This window comes from Bacillus sp. FSL K6-0138 (assembly GCF_037982765.1).
GTDB lineage: Bacteria > Bacillota > Bacilli > Bacillales > Bacillaceae > Bacillus > Bacillus glycinifermentans.
This window is the reverse complement of record NZ_CP150286.1, coordinates 3249481-3267460: the sequence shown is the minus strand read 5'-3', so window position 1 is coordinate 3267460 and position 17980 is coordinate 3249481. Positions and strand designations below refer to the sequence as shown.

Below are 17980 nucleotides of genomic sequence, written 5' to 3'. Positions count from 1 at the left end.
ATGTTAAGCCCGGCAGCAATGCGTTTTTATTTCTTTTGCATCTTTTTTATCATAAAATAGAAATGAAAGATTGATCCTGCATAAGGTTAAGAAGTGGACGTAATGGGTAAAGTGTAGTAAAGTACAATTAATTGGGAGCTTAGTTATCCCTTCAACATCTTACAAAGAAGGGAAGGTTGGCAAATGGAAATCGAAAGAATAAATGAACATACGGTTAAGTTTTATATTTCCTACGGTGATATAGAAGACCGGGGGTTTGACAGAGAAGAAATCTGGTACAATCGCGAACGCAGTGAAGAGCTGTTTTGGGAAATGATGGACGAAGTGCACGACGAAGAAGAATTTGCCGTTGAAGGCCCCCTTTGGATTCAAGTGCAGGCCCTTGACAAGGGATTGGAAATCATTGTGACGAAAGCTCAGCTTTCCAAAGACGGCCAAAAGCTTGAACTGCCGATTCCTGAAGATAAAAAGCATGACCCAGCAGAGGAAACGCTCGACGCATTGCTGGAAGATTTTCATAAAGAAGAACAAACCGAGGAGCAGAAACTTCAGTTTGTGTTAAGGTTTAACGATTTTGAGGATGTCATCTCATTATCAAAAGTGACCATCAGCGGCTGTCAAACGTCTTTATATACTCACGAAAACCGCTATTATTTATTCGTGGATTTCAACGAAATGCCTGATGAAGAGATTGAAAATCAGCTGAGCATTTTGCTTGAATACGCATCAGAATCAAAGATGACGATTCATATGCTGAAGGAGTACGGAACGCTGATTACAGCGGATCATGCTCTTGATACGATAAACAAATACTTTTCATAAAAAAAGCCGATTTCTTTTCGAAATCGGTTTTTTTGTGTTATAAAATCCTTTTTTCTCAAGAAGAAAAGGAGACGGTGCAAAATGCGTGGAATAGTTACGGTACAGAAAGGAGAGAGACAATGTGTTCAGCGCGATGATCGAAGGAGGTCATCTGATTTGTTTGGCAGATGGATACAAAGCTGATGAACTCAAACGAATAAGAAAGGAACATGTATTTTATTGCCCGGCCTGCCGCCAGCAGCTTGATCTCAAAGTCGGCGATATCAGGCTCCATCATTTTGCACATAAGCCGGATTCGGTGTGCCCTGTCCCCCATGAACCGGAAAGCCGTTATCATTTAAAAGGAAAACAGCTTCTTTACGAGTGGTTTAAGAAAGAGGGACTAAGCCCCGTTGTCGAACCGTATTTGAAACAGATCAGACAGAGGCCTGATTTGCTCGTGGACGGAGGGGAGCGCAAAATTGCCGTGGAGTTTCAGTGCGCCAATCTCAATAATACGGAGTATCGGCAACGATCGGCCGGTTTTCTGTCATTGGGCATTGACCCGTTTTGGATCATTGGCGGGAATCGGTTAAAGCGTTTATCAAACGGCTTTTTTCAGCTTTCCGGCTTCCATTGGCAGTTCAGCAAAGGAGATGTGATGCCCCCCAGGCTCGTATTTTTTTGCCCCGACCAAAAAGCCTTTCTCATCCTTGAGCATTTGATTCCGTTTTTGACAAATAAGACGTCTGCATCCATGCGGTTTCTTCCCCTGCAGCAAACAAAGCTGTACGGATTGATATCTTCAAAAAGTCGTTCTCCTCTTCAGTTTAATGGCTGGAAAAGGAACGTCCTCAGCTTTCGGACTATACCCCGGCGCTTTTTATCTAAAGAGTCAAAACAGATAGCTGCTCTGTTTTATGAAAGATTTCACATCCCACTTCCTCTTTTCCCGTCAGAAGTATTTCTCCCCGTATCTTCAGGCTATATTTTTGTCCAACCCGTTTATGTGTGGCAAGGCTACCTGTATTTGTTTTTCATGAAGCGCCCTTCCTTTCGCCTCCAATCAGCCGTCGCATATATGAATCAGCTGATCCGGAGCAATCGCCTGAAGCTGAGGTGGAATAAGCGTGAGAAAGCGGCGGACGCCGTCGGTGAATATGTCCGGTTATTGCATGAAAAAGGTTTTTTCATTAAAGAAAAAGACGTGTATTTTCCGCGCCGGCCGGCGCCTGCTGAGCAGCGGCTTGAGGAGCTGCTGAAGAGGGATGCCCGCTATTTTTCCGAATGATCATCAAGCCTTTCGTTCAATCTAAAGAAAGGAAGGTGGTGGCCGGTCTGTTTCGGATCAAAAGATTTGCATTTTGTTTTTTGTTTGCGGCATCCAGCACGTTTTTTTTCGCAAATGATTTGACAAAAGGCGGTGAAAAAACAGAAGATAAACACAACACAAGTTTATTGTACACCAATGGACTTGAAGCAAAGAAAGCGAGGGGATTTACAGTGGCTGAAGAAAATCAAACGAAAAAACTGCCTGCAAGAGATGAGGTGAAGCAAGAAGACACGTGGAGACTTGAGGATATCTTTTCATCCGATGAAGCTTGGAACAAGGAATTTCAAGCGGTCAAAGAGCTGCTGCCTAAGCTTTCCGAATTCAAGGGAAAGCTCGGTCATTCCGCCGACGATCTATATGAAGCATTGACATATCAGGACAAAGTCATGGAAAGGCTCGGCAAGCTGTATACTTACGCCCATATGCGCTATGATCAGGACACCGGCAATTCGTTTTATCAAGGGTTAAATGACAAAGCGTCCAACCTTTATACACAGGCTGCCAGTGCGACGGCCTACATGGTGCCGGAAATTTTATCGATACAGGAGGATAAGCTCCAGCAGTTCCTTTTGGAAAAAGAGGAACTGAAGCTCTACTCGCACGCGCTTGAAGAAATCAACAAAGAACGGCCTCATGTGCTGAGCGAAGAGGAAGAAGGGCTGCTTGCCGAGGCATCGGATGTTCTGTCATCGCCGTCCACTACATTTGGCATGCTCAATAACGCCGATATGGAATTTCCGGAAATTACCGATGAAGACGGAGAAAAGCGCCAGCTGACTCACGGGAACTACATCACCTTTTTGGAAAGCGAGAACCGCGACGTCCGCCGTGAAGCTTTCAAGGCGGTATATGATACGTACGGCCGTTTTAAAAACACCCTTGCATCGACCCTCAGCGGCGCTGTCAAAAAAGATAATTTTTATGCGAAGGTAAAGCACTATAAATCGGCGAGAGAAGCTGCGCTGTCGCGCAACAGCATTCCGGAAGAGGTTTATGATAATCTCGTCGAAACGATTAATAAATACTTGCCGCTTCTTCACCGCTATGTGGAGCTCAGAAAACAAGTGCTCGAACTGGATGAAGTTCACATGTATGACCTGTACACGCCGCTTGTAAAAGATGCCGGCATGAAAGTGACGTATGAACAAGCGAAAGATTACATGCTGAAAGGGCTCGCTCCTTTAGGGGAGGAATACTCGTCCATCCTGAAGGAAGGCTTGAACAACCGCTGGGTCGATGTTTACGAAAACAAAGGAAAGCGGAGCGGGGCTTACTCATCAGGAACATACGGAACAAATCCGTACATTTTGATGAACTGGCAGGACAACGTCAACAACCTGTTTACGCTTGTCCATGAATTCGGCCATTCCGTCCACAGTTATTATACGAGAAAGCATCAGCCGTATCCGTACGGAAACTACAGCATTTTCGTCGCTGAAGTCGCATCAACGACAAATGAAGCCCTTTTAGGGGACTACCTGCTGAACACAGTCGACGACGAAAAGCAGCGGCTGTATATTTTAAACCACATGCTTGAAGGCTTTAAAGGAACAGTTTTCAGACAGACGATGTTCGCCGAATTCGAACATGCGATTCATGTCAAAGCCCAGGAAGGCGAACCGCTGACTCCTGAGCTGCTGACAAGCATCTATTACGATTTGAACAAAAAGTACTTCGGAGAAAACATTGAAATCGATAAAGAAATCGGTCTTGAATGGGCAAGGATTCCTCATTTCTACTACAATTATTACGTATATCAATACGCGACAGGCTACAGCGCCGCACAGGCCCTGAGCCAGCAGATTTTAAAAGAAGGGAAGCCGGCTGTTGACCGCTATATCGAATTCTTAAAAGCCGGAAGCTCCGATTATCCGATTGAAGTACTGAAAAAAGCGGGTGTCGACATGACATCCTCAGAACCGATTGAAGCTGCATGCAAGAAGTTTGAAGAGCAGCTGAATGAAATGGAAGAGCTTCTCTTGAAATAACGAATAACTTTAGGGCTGCCGCCAAAACCGGCGGCCTTTTTCCAACAGGCGTCTAAAACCCTTTAAACGTTTTGCGGTGATTGAAGCGGCTGATCGTGTAAAGGATCGATATGAACAGCAGGGGAGACGTAATGTAGAGAGGGAGCATCTGCATCAAGCCTAAAATATTCAATAAGAAAAAAATAAAAATCAGTATTACCCCTATCACGATATGGAGCATAAAACCCCTCCTATAGACTGATAAATTTTTGAGAAGCAGAAAAACGCAAAAAGCAGTTCGAAACATCGTGAAAACCCGCGTTCTGACGCCATTTTTTCACATATGGACGGTCCTGTTTTCATCATATGTAGGACATCTACTTTTTATGTTTTGTGACAAATATGTGAAAAGTAATAAAATCAGTTGTCAAAAGTCGACATGATTTGATATTATAAAGATGTGAAATTGATCACAAACAAACATTTACCCCTTTGTTTGACCGTGAAAAATTTCTCCCATCCCCTTTGTTGTCGTTAAGACATAATAGAAACCGCGCTTATCCCGGCGCGGTTTCTTAATGCCTTTCGAAAGAACGTATGTTTGTGTTTTGGCCATAAAATAAACACGGGCAAGCCCGTGCTATTTTTATCATTTACAGAGCGGTCCGGCCCCGGCGTCTTCGTTTACAAAACGCCAAAACATGCCGTGCTTTGCCTCAACCCTTTTGACCTTTCCGGCAAAAGCGAGTTTTTTCATTTCGCGTTCCACTTGTTCGAGCGTCCAATCGTAAACCACGGCGATTTCTTTGTCGGCGACAAATTGAAAATATTCGACAAATATTTCAAGCGGCGGGGTTTGCGATGGCTTCGGCTCATCTCCAAGCATTTCGAAAAGTACTTCTTCGTAAATGTCATATGAATAATGTCCGGTTACTTTCAAGCCTTCTCCTTCGCGAACGCTGTTGAAAAAGGTGAGCGTCGGAACCGACGTGACTTCCATTTCGGCGGCGATTTTCATGTCGCATTGCAAGGCTTTCACCGCGCTTTGGGAATGAAGATCTTTTTTAAATTCCTCTGCATCGAGCTGCGTGCTTTCGGCGATATTGAACAGCACCTCTTCATCGGTAATATCCTGTTTGCTGAGGAATAGGCGCTCCTGCATGCTTCTTAAAAACTGCAATCCGGCTTTTCTTCCCTGAAGCTCCGCCGCTTTCAGCGCCAATGACGCCAGATATGGAGCGGAGAGGGGGTTTTCAAGCCAGAGGGTCCCGTCACAGGACATGCCCGACTTGCTTGCGATCTTTTCCCATGCTTCTGCGAGAAGGTGCTTTTTGCGTTTCTGAACATTTAACGCCGTAATGCTGCATACGGCGATGCTGCGCAATGTAAAAAAACGTCCGTAGCGGATTTTTAATTTTTTGATAGCAGGCTCCAGAGCCCAGCATTCCGGGGATAAAGGATCGACAAACATATAGATTTCCATCGGCTTTTGCGGATGTCCATGGCAATGGGAGAAAAATTGGTCACGTTGATTAAGTGTCAATGCGAACCATCCTCCATTTTAGGCTGGTTTACCATATGCCTGGCTGTCAACGTCAATCTCTCGAAAAGAAAGTCCCTGATATCGCCCTGCAAACCGACATGATCCATTGCCTCTTTCATACACGACAGCCAGGCATCCGCCCGTTCCGGAGTGATCGGAAACGGAAGGTGCCGTGCTCTCAGCATCGGATGTCCGTGCTCTTCCGTATAAAGCGGCGGGCCGCCCAAATATTGCGTTAAAAATTGTTTTTGTTTTCTCGCCGTTTCCGTTAAATCGTCCGGAAATATGGGGTGTAACAGCGGATGCCGTCTCACGCGCTCATAAAAAGTATCAACAAGTTGCGATAGAAGTTCTTCTCCAATCGCTTCATAAGGTGCGTTAAACGATTGTCCCATGTTGACTACTCCTTCTAATATGGCTAATAGGAAAAAAAGACGGTTCCTATTGCAAAAAAATATTTATGTTGTTCATCATTTATTATTTCACGATTGTATATACTTATTTTAGCAACCCTCAGCTCATTCTACAAACAAACCGACTCAGAGCGCATGAGGGAATCACTGTTTTTGTACCAAATATCATATCATAACCGCTTGTTAAATGTGTATTATTTAAACGGGGAGGATAAATTTGAAAGTTTTAAGAAGCTATAAAAAACCGGAAAGGAATCCTTTCCGGCTTATGCGTAGTAATTTGCAGTGATGTTTTTTACATAATTTTGCGTTTCTTTGAATGGAGGAATGCCGCCGTACTTTTGGACGTTTCCGGGACCGGCGTTGTACGCCGCCAGTGCGAGAGAAACGTTTCCGCTGTAGCGGTCAAGCATTTGCTTTAAATATTTTGTTCCGGCTTCAACATTTTGTGCGGGATCCAAGGCGTTTGTAACCCCGAGCGATTTTGCGGTTGAAGGCATGAGCTGCATCAAGCCCATGGCGCCGGCCGGACTGACGGCCTTCTGCTGATAGCCGGATTCCTGTTTAATGACCGAGTGAATCAGCTTTTCATCTACGCCGTATTTTTCAGCGGCTTTTTTGATGATGTCATCGATATTTTTGTTCTGTCCGCCGAAAGACACCGAACTGGTGCTTGCTGATGGCGATGGGTCGCTTACTGTTTTGTCCGAGGTCAAAGCCTGGGAAGTCCCGATTTGAGCCGAAGGAATCGATTCCGCATGTACGGCCGGAACCGTTCCTGTCCCTGTCTGCAAAGTTCCGGCATTTGTTAAGTATTGATTTAAAATCGAACTGAAATCAAAGCCCGTATCTTCTGAACCGCTGTCAGACGCTTGATAAAACGACCGTAATGCCTGAAGTTCCAAAAGGGCGGTCAAATTGTTGATGTTCATTATGTTCCCACCTTAATTATTTTTCACTTTTTGCTCATAAAAACGGACGATTTTGTTTTTCGTATCGCGTTTCGGGATGCCGAATGTTTTCAAAAGTTTTGCGAAATCAAGCTTTCCCTGTTCATAGTCTGCGACTTCGAATTCAATTTCGTAGTCCTCTACTTGTAAGTATCGGCTGTGATCTAAAACAATTAAGCCCTCAGGCAGTTTTTTTTCTGCTCGGTCTGTCGTAAGCGTCCCGAAATACCCGAGATCTCCCGGTTCGATGCCGAGATCTTGCAGACGGTCGAATACGTGCCCTTTCGGAATGTGAAAATGCTCAAAGTCCGGTTTTGACGGCAGTGTCTGGTGGGTTTCCGTCAATCCAACAGGCGCCGGCTCTTTCAGCGTTAACACGTGCCGGCCCTGCTTTTCGCGAATTCTTAAAGCAGCTCCCTTTTCTTTCAGCGAAAAGGCCGCTGTATCGTAATAATGATTATGCTGCGCGACAAATTGATCCTGAGTGAATTGATAATATGATTTTAATTGCTCGAATTCTTCTTTTGTCAGCATGTTTTTAAATTCTATTTCAAGTTCCTGGCTCATCTTTTCGTTTTCATCCTCTCAGCCGCTAAAAAATCATTTTTCTTATTATCTCTTGGGCATGAACGTTTATCAATATCGAACTTGATATGATAAAATAAATCTGTACTTTTATCGCAAAGGAGAACATTATGCAGAACAGAATTGAGATAACAGAAGCAGATCTCTTGGATGACCGGCTCGTATTGACCAGCGGAATCAAGGATGAAGAGAAGCGGAAACCGACCGGACGCATGCTTGCGGACTCTGATCATTTTGCATTTGTATACATACTGGAACAAGGCGATTCTTTTCAATACGCCATTTTAAATGAAAGCATATGGCCCGATATGAAATCGGCCCTTGATCGACATATTCCCGTGTTTTTGAATATCGGAAAGGAAGAGCTGGAGCTTGAGGGGTTCCATGCAGAGCTACAGTATCTGATCGATAATATTAAAGATAATGCAAATTATGGCGAAGAAATGGAAGAGAGAGTGAAACGGGCATTCCTCTAGAAAAAAGGCGATGAAATTGGGGGAAGGTTTATGGATGAAAAACAATGGGAGCGTTTTTTAGCACCGTACAGGCAGGCTGTTGAAGAGCTGAAAGTAAAGCTGAAAGGGATCAGGGCGCTTTACGAATACGAAGAAGAGCATTCGCCCATAGAGTTTGTGACGGGAAGGGTGAAGCCTGTTCCGAGTATTTTGGAAAAGGCGAAACGGAAAAACATCCCGCTCGATGATATCGAAAGCATGCAGGATATTGCGGGACTCAGGATTATGTGTCAATTCTTTGAGGATATCCACATCGTCAAACAGATGCTTCTGGCGAGAAAGGATTTCACGGTCGTGGATACGCGCGATTATATTGCGGAACATAAAGAGAGCGGCTACCGTTCCTACCATCTTGTGATTTTATATCCTCTGCAGACGATAAACGGAGAAAAGCAGATTTTGGTTGAAATTCAAATCAGAACGCTGGCCATGAATTTTTGGGCTACGATTGAGCATTCTTTAAATTATAAATACAGCGGCAACATCCCGGAAAAAGTGAAATTAAGGCTCCAAAGGGCATCTGAGGCGGCTTCAAGGCTCGATGAAGAAATGTCTGAGATCAGGGGTGAAATCCGGGAAGCCCAGGCGGCTTTCTCGCGAAAGAAAAAGGACGAGGATGACGGCTAGGGGAAAGGAGAAAAAAGATGAAATTTGCGGTATCGTCAAAAGGAAATCCGGTCTCTGATACATTGAAAAGCAGAATTCAAACGTACCTGCTCGACTTCGGCCTTGAGTGCGACGAAGAAGAGCCCGATATCGTCATTTCCGTCGGAGGGGACGGAACGCTTTTATACGCGTTTCACAAGTACAGCAGCCGCCTCGATAAAACGGCATTTGTCGGGGTTCATACCGGCCACCTCGGCTTTTATGCAGACTGGGTTCCGGACGAGATTGAAAAACTGGTGATCGCGATTGCGAAAACGCCGTTTCAGATTGTCGAATATCCGATCCTGGAAGTGATCGTCCGCTATAATAACGGTGGAAAGGAAGCAAGGTACCTGGGGCTTAATGAGTGTACGATTAAAAGCATCGAGGGTACGCTCGTCACAGACGTCGAGATAAAAGGGGAGCTGTTTGAAACGTTTCGCGGCGACGGGCTCTGCCTGTCGACGCCTTCAGGCAGCACGGCGTACAACAAGGCGCTCGGCGGGGCGATCATCCACCCGTCGATCAGGGCGATCCAGCTCGCTGAAATGGCGTCTATCAACAACCGCGTGTTTCGGACGGTCGGCTCGCCGCTCATTTTGCCTGAGCATCATACATGCGTGATCAAACCACTTAACGATGTGACCTTCCAGGTTGCGGTTGATCACTTAACATTGCTGCATAAAGATGTCAAATCGATTCAATGCCGCGTCGCGAGCGAGAATGTCAGGTTTGCGAGATTCCGTCCGTTTCCGTTTTGGAAAAGGGTGCAGGAATCCTTTATCGGCAAGGGAGAATAGGAAGGTTTGCCGTGAGCGATTTTTCTTTGAGACAAACGATAACAGCAAAAGAAGACGGTATGCTGTTGAAAGAGTATGTACAGCGCATGGGCATTTCAAAGAGGATGCTTGCAGATATCAAATTCGGTGGCGGGGATCTTCTCATTAATGGGGAGCATGTCACGGTCAGGCATGTCCTTCAGGAAGGGGACAAGCTCGCAATTTTGTTTCCGCCGGAGAAGGTTAGCGAATCTCTGCGGCCGGAAGCGATCCCGCTTGACATCTTGTTTGAAGACGACCATGTCCTCGTGCTTAATAAACAGCCTTACCTGTCGTCGATTCCTTCGCGGGAACATCCGACGGGAAGCCTTGCGAACGGGCTCATTTATTATTATCAGCAGACGGGCTGTGAAGCAACCGTTCATCTTGTGAGCAGGCTGGATCGTGACACATCAGGGGTCATGCTCGTCGCCAAGCATCGTTTTGCACATTCCCTTTTGTCACATTTGCAAAAAGAGGGACATGTCAAACGGCAGTACCGCGCCGTCGTTCACGGCGAAATCAGGGAAGACCGCGGAACGGTCGACGCCCCGATCGGCAGAAAAGCGACAAGCATTATTGAGCGGGCTGTCGTCCCGGATGGCCAAACAGCGGTCACCCACTTTAAGGTGAACATGCGAATCGGACAGATAACAGACGTTTCGCTGAGCCTTGAAACGGGAAGGACCCATCAAATCCGCGTTCACATGAGCCATATCGGACACCCGCTGTGCGGTGACACGCTTTACGGGGGCACGCGCGATCTCATCAATCGGCAGGCGCTTCACAGCGAGAGGCTGGCGTTTATTCATCCGCTGACAAGGGAGGAGCTGGCGTTTTACGCGCCGCTTCCGTACGATATCCGGAAATTATTGGAGAGCTGAAAAACAGCTCTTTTTTTATGGCTCTATGCGAAATCTCGTTTCATCGAAAGGCATTGAGGAAGGGACCGATTCTGTTGTGAGTTCCGGAAACCTGAAGGCGGTCAGCCGATTGCCGAACACGCATCCCGTATCAATGTTAATTGTATGGTGAACCATCCGCGGAGCCCTGACAGGAGTGTGGCCGTACACGACCCATGCCTCGCCCTGGTAATGAGCGGCCCAGTCCCGCCTGACGGGCCTTCCGTCAGGCAGCGTCTCTCCCGTAATATCCCCGTACAAAACAAACTGTTTTACCTTACCAACGGGCTTCTTTCCGATATATTCGGCTTTTATCCCGGCATGGGCGACGACGAGCTCGCCGTTATGCAGGATCTCATAAAGCGGAGCGCGTTCATACAGGTGCATAAACAGATCTCTGATATGGTCTTGTTTTTGCGGTGGGAGCCGTCTGTATTCGGCGGCTGTCGTTTCAAGGCCGTGCATGAGCTTGACCGGGTTTCCTTTGAAAAAGCGGTAGAGTTTGTTGCAATGATTGCCCGGGACATAGCGGGCTGCGCATTTTTCAACGGCATTCGCCACGAATTCAACGACGGCGAGCGATTTCGGCCCCCGGTCTGTCAAGTCTCCGAGAAAGACAGGGGTTCTCTTTTCAGGGTGAGCGGGCAGCCCTGTATCAAGGGAATAGCCGAGCTTTTCAAGCAATGCGGTCATTTCATCATAACATCCGTGAATATCTCCGATCACATCGTATTTCATGTCTTTCATCTCCTAAACGTTAACTAACAGCGATTATATTTATGATAACCTTCACCGGCTTTGTTTATTGGATATCATACCTTGTTTATGTTCTATTTTCACCTTCAAACATTTCCTGCGGAGAAAATCAGGCATATCACTTTTATTTCTCGGCGAGCATTGTTAAAATCGACTTTTACACTTGGGAGAAAAGGACGATCATCTGAACTTTTCTTTCGTTGAATTGTAATTATGGTCCTTTTTGACTGTGGAAGGGGACACTATATACTAAGGAAACCGGTTTTTAGGAGGTAACATCTATGGAGCATACATCTGTTTCATCTTTAGTTGTCGTACTCATTGTCGCATTTTTAACCCCCATCCTGCTGAACCGCTTAAGGCTTGTCATACCTGTCGTTGTGGCGGAAATCATCATGGGTCTTGTTATCGGAAAAAGCGGTTTTAACCTTGTCGAAGTGCATGATGCGTGGCTTGAGACGCTATCGATGCTCGGGTTTATCTTTTTAATGTTTTTGAGCGGACTGGAGATCGATTTTTCCGCGTTTGAAAGAGGAAAGAAAAAGCAGCTGCTCCCAAACGGAAAAGCTGCGCCAAACACGTTTAAAACGGCTGCCATTATATTTATCGCGATTTTCATTTTGTCGCTCGGGCTTTCTTACAGCTTTGTCCTGGCCGGGTTCATCGACAACGCCTTTTTAATGACGCTGATCATTTCGACGATTTCACTCGGTGTGGTCGTTCCGACGCTGAAAGAAGAGCGCCTGATGAAGACGAACATCGGACAGATTATTTTGCTTGTGGCGGTGATCGCCGACCTTGTGACGATGATTTTGCTCGCTGTCTTCGCCTCGATTTATGGAGACGAAAGCAGCAATATGTGGCTGTTGATCATCTTGTTTGCCGCAGGCGTCGTCCTTTATCTCTTCGGAAGGGTGTTTAAAAACCGCTCTTATATTGAAGTGATGTCAAAAGGAACGATTCAAATCGGCACAAGGGCGATTTTTACCCTGATCATCGTGCTTGTCGCGCTTTCGGAATCGCTCGGCGCGGAAAACATACTCGGCGCATTTTTAGCCGGGGTTCTCGTGTCACTGCTTTCTCCGAATAAAGAACTGGTCCAGCAGCTTGATTCTTTCGGCTATGGATTTTTGATTCCGATCTTTTTTGTGATGACGGGAGTCAAGCTTGACATATGGTCCTTGCTTGAAGACCCGAAAATTTTAATGATGATCCCGCTGCTGTTTGTGGCGCTTTTAATCAGCAAGATCGTTCCTGCGCTGATGTTGAAAAAGTGGTATGGTGTGAAAACGGTGCTGGCTTCAGGGCTTTTATTGACGTCGACATTGTCGCTCGTCATTGCCGCCACAACCATCGGCGAACGGATCGGTGTCATCGACGCGAAAATGTCCGGTGTGCTCATTCTTGTCGCTGTCATCACGTGCATTATTACGCCGACGGGTTTCAAAAAGCTAATGCCGAAAGCACAGATTGAAACGGAGCAAAAAACGATCACCTTTATCGGCGCCAATCAAATGACACTGCCGGTTACTCTTGAGCTGTCTTCTGAGGAATATCACGTCAGAGTTCTGCATGTCCATCAGGAAAAGAAAGAAGAAAACCTGTCAGAGCCGGTTTTTGACGTGGAAGTGCTGCCAGATTATGAATTCGGGACACTCGAATCATTCGGCGTTTTTGAGACAGATATTCTTGTCGTAGCGACCGGGAATGAAGAGCGGAATACCGGAATTGCCCTATTTGCAAAAGATAAACAAGTCGATAGGATTATCGCAAGCGCAGATTCGCCGCAAGCGGAAGCCAAATTGAAAGAAAACGGCATCGATACGATTTCCGTCCTGCTGTCGACGAAAACGCTGCTTCGCGCGCTGATCGAGGCTCCGGGCGTCATGAAGCTTTTGACGAATCAGGATGCATCATTATACGAAATCAACATGAGCAACGAGCGCTATGACGGCGTGCTGTTAAGGGAATTTCCGTTTATGGGGGACGTGATCTTTGTGAGGATTTTCAGAGGTGTCGACAGCCTTGTGCCTCACGGCGATACAAGGCTGCAACTGGGCGACAGGCTGATCGCCACCGGCTCGCGCGAATATATCGCCGAGTTGAAAAAAACGCTGGAAGACTGATGCTTGACCATTTTTAATTTCGTGTTAAGATAAAAATATAACTGAATGAATGAAATGTTTTCCACTAGGGGAGTCCTTCATAAGGGCTGAGATAAAAGTGTGACTTTTAGACCCTCATAACCTGAACAGGTTCAGACCTGCGTAGGGAAGTGGCAAGGTATTTGACTATGTATGGTATTATGCAAATTCCAAACCACTTTTCCTGCGGGGAAAGTGGTTTTTTTCATTTTCTAACATTAAAGGAGGGCTACTTAGATGAAGTTTTCGGAAGAGTGCCGGAAGAGCGCTGCAGAATGGTGGGAGGGCAGTTTTGTACACCCGTTTATCAAAGGAATCGGTGACGGGTCTTTGCCGATCGACTGCTTTACATATTATGTGCTGCAAGACTCCTACTATTTGAGCCATTTTGCCAAGGTTCAGTCCTTTGCCGCGGCATATGCGGCAGATTTATACACGACGAGCTGGATGGCGGATCATGCAAAGGGAACGTATGAAGCAGAGCTGGCTCTGCATAGGAAGTTTTCCGAGCTGCTCGGTATTACCGAGGAAGAAAAAAGAGCGTTCAAGCCGTCACCGACCGCGTATGCCTATACGTCCCACATGTACCGCTCTGTTATGAGCGGCAATTTTGCAGAAATTCTTGCCGCTTTGCTCCCTTGTTACTGGCTTTACTACGAGGTCGGGGAAACGTTGAAAGCGTGCAAGCCTGAGAACGGCATTTATCAGGAATGGATTGCGACATATGGAGGAGACTGGTTTAAAGAACTCGTGACCGAACAGGTCGACCGTTTTGACGGGCTGGCCGAAAAAAGTACCGCTGAAGTCAGAGCGAAAATGAAAGAAAACTTCGTCATTTCCAGCTTCTACGAATATCAATTTTGGAATATGGCGCACAAGAAAGAAAGCTGGTCCGAGGAGCGGGGTGAACAGCTTGAAGCTTCACGCGATCACCGATGACCGGCACTCCGTTGACGAGCTGGCCGCCAAAATCGTATCCATCAAGGATACAGCGGATTTTATCCATATCAGGGAGAGGTCAAAAACGGTATGCGAGATTTCCGAATTAATCGAACGCCTGCTGGCAGCTGGCGTTGACAAGCGGAAGCTCATCATCAACGACAGGGTGGATGTCGCCTTGTTCCACAATATACATCGCGTTCAGCTGCCTTCCCACGGCTTTTCCGTCAAATGTGTAAGACACCGTTTTCCGCATTTGAAAATCGGAAAGTCTGTCCACTCTGCTGAAGAAGCGGTTCAGGCTGCAAAAGAAGGAGCGGATTACGTGCTGTTCGGCCACATTTTTGAAACCGACAGCAAAAAAGGGCTGACAGGAAGGGGGACGGAAAGCCTGTGGAATGTGAAACAGGCTGTCGATATTCCCGTTATTGCCATCGGAGGGATTACCGAAAAGCGGCTGCCTGAGGTAAAGCTGTCCGCGCCTGACGGCATCGCGGTGATGTCGGGGATTTTTTCTGAAGACAGGTCTGCCGAAGCTTGCGAACGGCTTCTGCGCCTGGTGAAAGGAGATCTGTATGAAAAAGCGCTATGAAACGATCGTGATCGGCGGAGGCATCATCGGTGTCTCGATTGCCTATCATCTTGCAAAAGCGGGAAAACAAACGGCGGTTTTTGAAAGCGGCGAGGTCGGGAAAAAAGCGAGCCGTGCGGCCGCCGGTATGCTCGGCGCTCATGCCGAATGCGATAAACCGGGAACATTTTTCGAATTTGCGAGGGCAAGCCAGACTGCATATAAGCGGCTGACCGCTGAACTAAAAAGCGTAAGCGGCATTGATATCAGGCGGCATGACGGCGGTATTTTAAAACTCGCATTTACCGAAAGCGACCGGGCGCGCCTTATGGAAATGGCCGCGCTCGATTCTGCCGAATGGCTGACGCCTCAAGAGGTGTATGAAAAAGAGCCGCATGCAGCAAAGGGGATACTCGGTGCGAATTTTATCCGGGATGACGTTCATGTCGAACCGATCTCTGTTTGCAGAGCTTTTGCCAAAGGAGCAAAACTGTTCGGCGCAGACATCTTTGAGTATGCGCCTGTTTTCTCAATAGAAGCGGCGGCAGGAGGCGGCGTCCGGATTCAGACGGCTTCAGGCGCCGCAGAAGCGGATCATGCCGTGATCGCGAGCGGTGTCTGGAGCGGCGTTTTCTTTCAACAGCTCGGTTTAAACAAGCGATTTTATCCGGTGAAAGGGGAGTGTCTGTCCGTGTGGAATGACAGCATTCCTTTAACGAGAACGCTGTATCACGATCATTGCTATATTGTTCCGCGCCACAGCGGAAAGCTTGTCATCGGCGCGACGATGAAAGCCGGAGACTGGAATGAGCAGCCTGATACGGACGGCATCGAAGCGGTCATGAAAAAGGCGAAAACGATGCTTCCGAGAATCGGCGGGTTGAAAATCGACAGATGCTGGGCCGGATTAAGACCGGAAACAGAGGACGGCAATCCGTATATCGGCAGACATCCTGAAAACGACAGCATCTTGTTTGCGGCCGGCCATTTCAGAAACGGCATTCTTCTCGCGCCGGCGACGGGGGAGATGATCACAGATATGATTCTTAGCCGGCCGGTCGAGCCCGCCTGGGAGGAAGCGTTTAAGGTTGACCGGAAGGAGGCTGTTCACAAATGATGATTCAGCTGAACGGACGAAAGATAGACTGGAAGAATGACGGAGGAACGATCTATGACCTGCTTGCATCCTATCAGCTGGAAAACCGAGTTGTCATCGTTGAAAGAAACAGAGAGATTATCGGAAAAGAGAATTATCAAGAAGTGAAACTTGAAGAAAACGATGTTATCGAAATCGTTCATTTTGTCGGAGGGGGATAAAACATGTTAAAAATCGCTGATCAGCAGTTTTCATCAAGACTATTACTCGGAACCGGGAAGTATCCGTCATTCGAGATTCAAAAAGAGGCGGTGCGCGTATCAGAGTCGGAGATTCTGACCTTTGCCGTCAGACGGATGAATATTTTTGAAGAATCCCAGCCCAATTTTCTCGAACAGCTTGATCTGAGCCGGTATACGCTTTTGCCGAATACAGCAGGGGCAAAAACGGCGGAGGAAGCGGTGCGCATCGCAAAGCTTGCCAAAGCGTCCGGCCTTTGCGACATGATTAAAGTCGAAGTGATCGGCTGTGACCGCTCGCTTCTGCCTGATCCTGTCGAAACATTAAAAGCATCCGAAGCCCTGCTTGAGGAAGGCTTTATCGTCCTTCCGTATACATCGGATGACGTCGTGCTGGCGAAAAAACTTCAAGAGCTCGGCGTTCATGCGATTATGCCGGGCGCCTCGCCGATCGGCTCAGGACAGGGGATTATCAATCCTCTCAATCTTTCATTTATCATCGAACAGGCTGAAGTTCCGGTGATCGTCGACGCCGGAATCGGTTCTCCCAAAGACGCGGCATATGCAATGGAGCTTGGGGCTGACGGCGTTTTGCTGAACACGGCCGTAGCCGGCGCAAAGGATCCGGTCAAAATGGCGCTCGCCATGAAACTTGCCGTCGAATCAGGAAGGCTCGGATATCTCGCGGGAAGAATTCCTGAAAAAGACTATGGCATCGCTTCCAGCCCTGAAGAAGGGATGCTGACGACTTGAACGGCAGATATTCAAGACAGGAGCTGTTTTCGCCGATCGGTCCAGGCGGCCAGAAAAAGATAGAACGCGCGCATGTGCTGATCATCGGAGCCGGGGCTCTCGGATCGGCGAGCGCTGAAATGCTTGTAAGAGCGGGAGTCGGTTCGCTTACGATCGTTGACAGGGATTATGTCGAATGGAGCAATCTCCAGCGTCAGCAGCTATACACGGAACAAGATGCGAAAGACAAGATGCCGAAGGCGGCGGCTGCCGAAAACAGGCTCCGCCTGATCAACGGCTCTGTCCGGGTTAACGGCATCGTCACCGATGTCACGGCGGAAAAAGCGCTCAGCCTTGCAGAAGGCGCATCCTTGATCATTGATGCCACAGATAACTTTGAGACCCGTCTCGTTGTAAACGATGCGGCTGTCAAATCGGGGATCCCTTTTCTGTATGGGGCGTGTGTAGCAAGCTACGGAATTACCTATACAGTCATTCCTGGTAAAACGCCGTGTCTTCATTGTCTTTTGGGACATCTGCCGGCGAACACGATGACGTGCGACACATCCGGTGTCATCAGCCCGGTCGTTCAGCAGGTTACCGCTTATCAAGTGACAGATGCCCTTAAGCTGCTGACGGGGCATGAAACCTCCGGTACGCTCCGCTCATTTGATATATGGACAAATGAAAGGTCCGAGGTTCGCGCGGACGCTCTTAAAGATCAAGCATGCCCGACGTGCGGCACCCGTGAATTTCCGTTTCTTTCACCGGAAAACGAAACAAAAGCGGCCGTTCTGTGCGGGCGGCAAACGGTCCAAATCAGACCTGCCGGCAAACAGCCGCCAATACTTGAGGAGCTGGCCGTCCGCTTCAAAGAAGCGGGCTTGGATGTGACAGGGAATCCGCACTTGGTGTCATGCAAATCCGAAGACTTCAGATTTGTCATTTTTCGGGATGGCCGGGCTTTCATTCATGGGACAAATGACGTAAAACGGGCAAAAACGATATACCACAGATGGATTGGCTGAAGG

At 47.4% G+C, this 17980-nt stretch carries 20 protein-coding genes, 1 pseudogene and 1 riboswitch; of the genes and pseudogenes, 15 read left to right on the top strand and 6 right to left on the bottom strand.

The genetic code is table 11. From position 1 onward, the window contains the following. Positions 1 to 76: 76 nt before the first annotated feature. The 4 genes and pseudogenes from MHB78_RS17370 to pepF all read left to right on the top strand — a co-directional run bounded on the left by MHB78_RS17370 (position 77) and on the right by pepF (position 4122). A pseudogene (locus MHB78_RS17370) lies at positions 77 to 202 on the top strand (hypothetical protein). After that, entirely contained in the window at positions 184 to 822 is a 639-nt protein-coding gene (gene mecA / locus MHB78_RS17365) for an adaptor protein MecA (RefSeq protein ID WP_046131210.1), read from the top strand. The pseudogene MHB78_RS17370 and the gene mecA overlap by 19 nt, the downstream one beginning before the upstream one ends. 121 nt (positions 823 to 943) lie before the next feature. Further along, positions 944 to 2092, top strand: a complete 1149-nt coding sequence (locus MHB78_RS17360) for a competence protein CoiA family protein (RefSeq protein ID WP_046131209.1) — start codon at positions 944 to 946, stop codon at positions 2090 to 2092. A 212-nt stretch (positions 2093 to 2304) separates the two neighbouring features. After that, complete coding sequence (gene pepF, locus MHB78_RS17355) at positions 2305 to 4122, top strand: oligoendopeptidase F (RefSeq protein ID WP_281503742.1); 1818 nt, start codon at positions 2305 to 2307, stop codon at positions 4120 to 4122. A gap of 52 nt (positions 4123 to 4174) precedes the next feature. On the opposite strand, the gene MHB78_RS17350 is transcribed toward pepF, so the two are convergent. From MHB78_RS17350 to MHB78_RS17330, 5 genes are all read right to left on the bottom strand, one after another. Continuing rightward, complete coding sequence (locus MHB78_RS17350) at positions 4175 to 4342, bottom strand: hypothetical protein (protein WP_046131207.1); 168 nt, start codon at positions 4340 to 4342, stop codon at positions 4175 to 4177. Positions 4343 to 4750: 408 nt separating this feature from the next. Continuing rightward, positions 4751 to 5644, bottom strand: a complete 894-nt coding sequence (spxH, locus tag MHB78_RS17345; RefSeq protein WP_046131206.1) for a protease adaptor protein SpxH — start codon at positions 5642 to 5644, stop codon at positions 4751 to 4753. Further along, positions 5641 to 6039, bottom strand: a complete 399-nt coding sequence (locus MHB78_RS17340) for a thiol management oxidoreductase (RefSeq protein WP_046131205.1) — start codon at positions 6037 to 6039, stop codon at positions 5641 to 5643. The genes spxH and MHB78_RS17340 overlap by 4 nt, the downstream gene beginning before the upstream one ends. Positions 6040 to 6323: 284 nt before the next feature. Continuing rightward, the gene (locus MHB78_RS17335; protein ID WP_046131204.1) at positions 6324 to 6989 is read right to left on the bottom strand and encodes a lytic transglycosylase domain-containing protein; all 666 of its coding nucleotides are present in this window, start codon (positions 6987 to 6989) and stop codon (positions 6324 to 6326) included. 12 nt (positions 6990 to 7001) lie between these two features. Then, positions 7002 to 7574: a CYTH domain-containing protein gene (locus MHB78_RS17330; protein WP_046131203.1), complete on the bottom strand. Its 573-nt coding sequence runs from the start codon at positions 7572 to 7574 to the stop codon at positions 7002 to 7004. Positions 7575 to 7702: 128 nt separating this feature from the next. Here MHB78_RS17330 and MHB78_RS17325 point away from each other — a divergent pair, with 128 nt between their 5' ends. From MHB78_RS17325 to MHB78_RS17310, 4 genes are read left to right on the top strand one after another with little or no spacing between them, the layout of a single operon-like run. Further along, positions 7703 to 8068 (top strand): hypothetical protein, encoded by a 366-nt coding sequence (locus MHB78_RS17325; RefSeq protein WP_046131202.1) that lies wholly within the window; start codon positions 7703 to 7705, stop codon positions 8066 to 8068. Positions 8069 to 8098: 30 nt separating this feature from the next. Beyond that, positions 8099 to 8734 carry a GTP pyrophosphokinase family protein gene (locus MHB78_RS17320; RefSeq protein WP_046131201.1) on the top strand — a complete coding sequence of 212 codons (636 nt, stop codon included), beginning with the start codon at positions 8099 to 8101 and terminating at the stop codon, positions 8732 to 8734. A gap of 17 nt (positions 8735 to 8751) precedes the next feature. Further along, positions 8752 to 9552, top strand: a complete 801-nt coding sequence (locus tag MHB78_RS17315; RefSeq protein ID WP_046131200.1) for an NAD kinase — start codon at positions 8752 to 8754, stop codon at positions 9550 to 9552. Positions 9553 to 9563: 11 nt separating this feature from the next. Next, entirely contained in the window at positions 9564 to 10454 is an 891-nt protein-coding gene (locus tag MHB78_RS17310) for an RluA family pseudouridine synthase (protein WP_046131199.1), read from the top strand. A gap of 15 nt (positions 10455 to 10469) precedes the next feature. Here the strand turns inward: MHB78_RS17310 and prpE are convergent, their stop codons facing one another. Beyond that, positions 10470 to 11210, bottom strand: coding sequence for a bis(5'-nucleosyl)-tetraphosphatase PrpE (gene prpE, locus MHB78_RS17305; RefSeq protein WP_046131198.1), 741 nt, complete (start codon positions 11208 to 11210; stop codon positions 10470 to 10472). A gap of 299 nt (positions 11211 to 11509) precedes the next feature. Between prpE and MHB78_RS17300 the strand changes: the two genes are divergently transcribed. The 7 genes from MHB78_RS17300 (at position 11510) to MHB78_RS17270 (ending at position 17977) form a co-directional block, all read left to right on the top strand. Continuing rightward, entirely contained in the window at positions 11510 to 13354 is a 1845-nt protein-coding gene (locus tag MHB78_RS17300) for a monovalent cation:proton antiporter family protein (RefSeq protein WP_046131197.1), read from the top strand. A 56-nt stretch (positions 13355 to 13410) separates the two neighbouring features. After that, positions 13411 to 13519, top strand: a riboswitch (TPP riboswitch). A 90-nt stretch (positions 13520 to 13609) separates the two neighbouring features. Further along, the gene (tenA, locus tag MHB78_RS17295) at positions 13610 to 14311 is read left to right on the top strand and encodes a thiaminase II (RefSeq protein WP_046131196.1); all 702 of its coding nucleotides are present in this window, start codon (positions 13610 to 13612) and stop codon (positions 14309 to 14311) included. Continuing rightward, entirely contained in the window at positions 14286 to 14903 is a 618-nt protein-coding gene (gene tenI, locus MHB78_RS17290; RefSeq protein WP_046131195.1) for a thiazole tautomerase TenI, read from the top strand. Before tenA ends, tenI begins: the two co-directional genes overlap by 26 nt. After that, on the top strand, positions 14887 to 15999 hold the full coding sequence (gene thiO, locus MHB78_RS17285; RefSeq protein ID WP_046131194.1) for a glycine oxidase ThiO: 1113 nt from the start codon (positions 14887 to 14889) through the stop codon (positions 15997 to 15999). Before tenI ends, thiO begins: the two co-directional genes overlap by 17 nt. Next, a complete protein-coding gene (gene thiS, locus MHB78_RS17280) occupies positions 15996 to 16199 on the top strand; it encodes a sulfur carrier protein ThiS (protein ID WP_046131193.1) in 204 nt (67 codons plus the stop codon). Before thiO ends, thiS begins: the two co-directional genes overlap by 4 nt. A 3-nt stretch (positions 16200 to 16202) precedes the next feature. Then, positions 16203 to 16970: a thiazole synthase gene (locus MHB78_RS17275; protein WP_006636858.1), complete on the top strand. Its 768-nt coding sequence runs from the start codon at positions 16203 to 16205 to the stop codon at positions 16968 to 16970. Beyond that, positions 16967 to 17977, top strand: a complete 1011-nt coding sequence (locus MHB78_RS17270) for a thiazole biosynthesis adenylyltransferase ThiF (protein ID WP_046131192.1) — start codon at positions 16967 to 16969, stop codon at positions 17975 to 17977. The genes MHB78_RS17275 and MHB78_RS17270 overlap by 4 nt, the downstream gene beginning before the upstream one ends. Positions 17978 to 17980 lie beyond the last annotated feature (3 nt).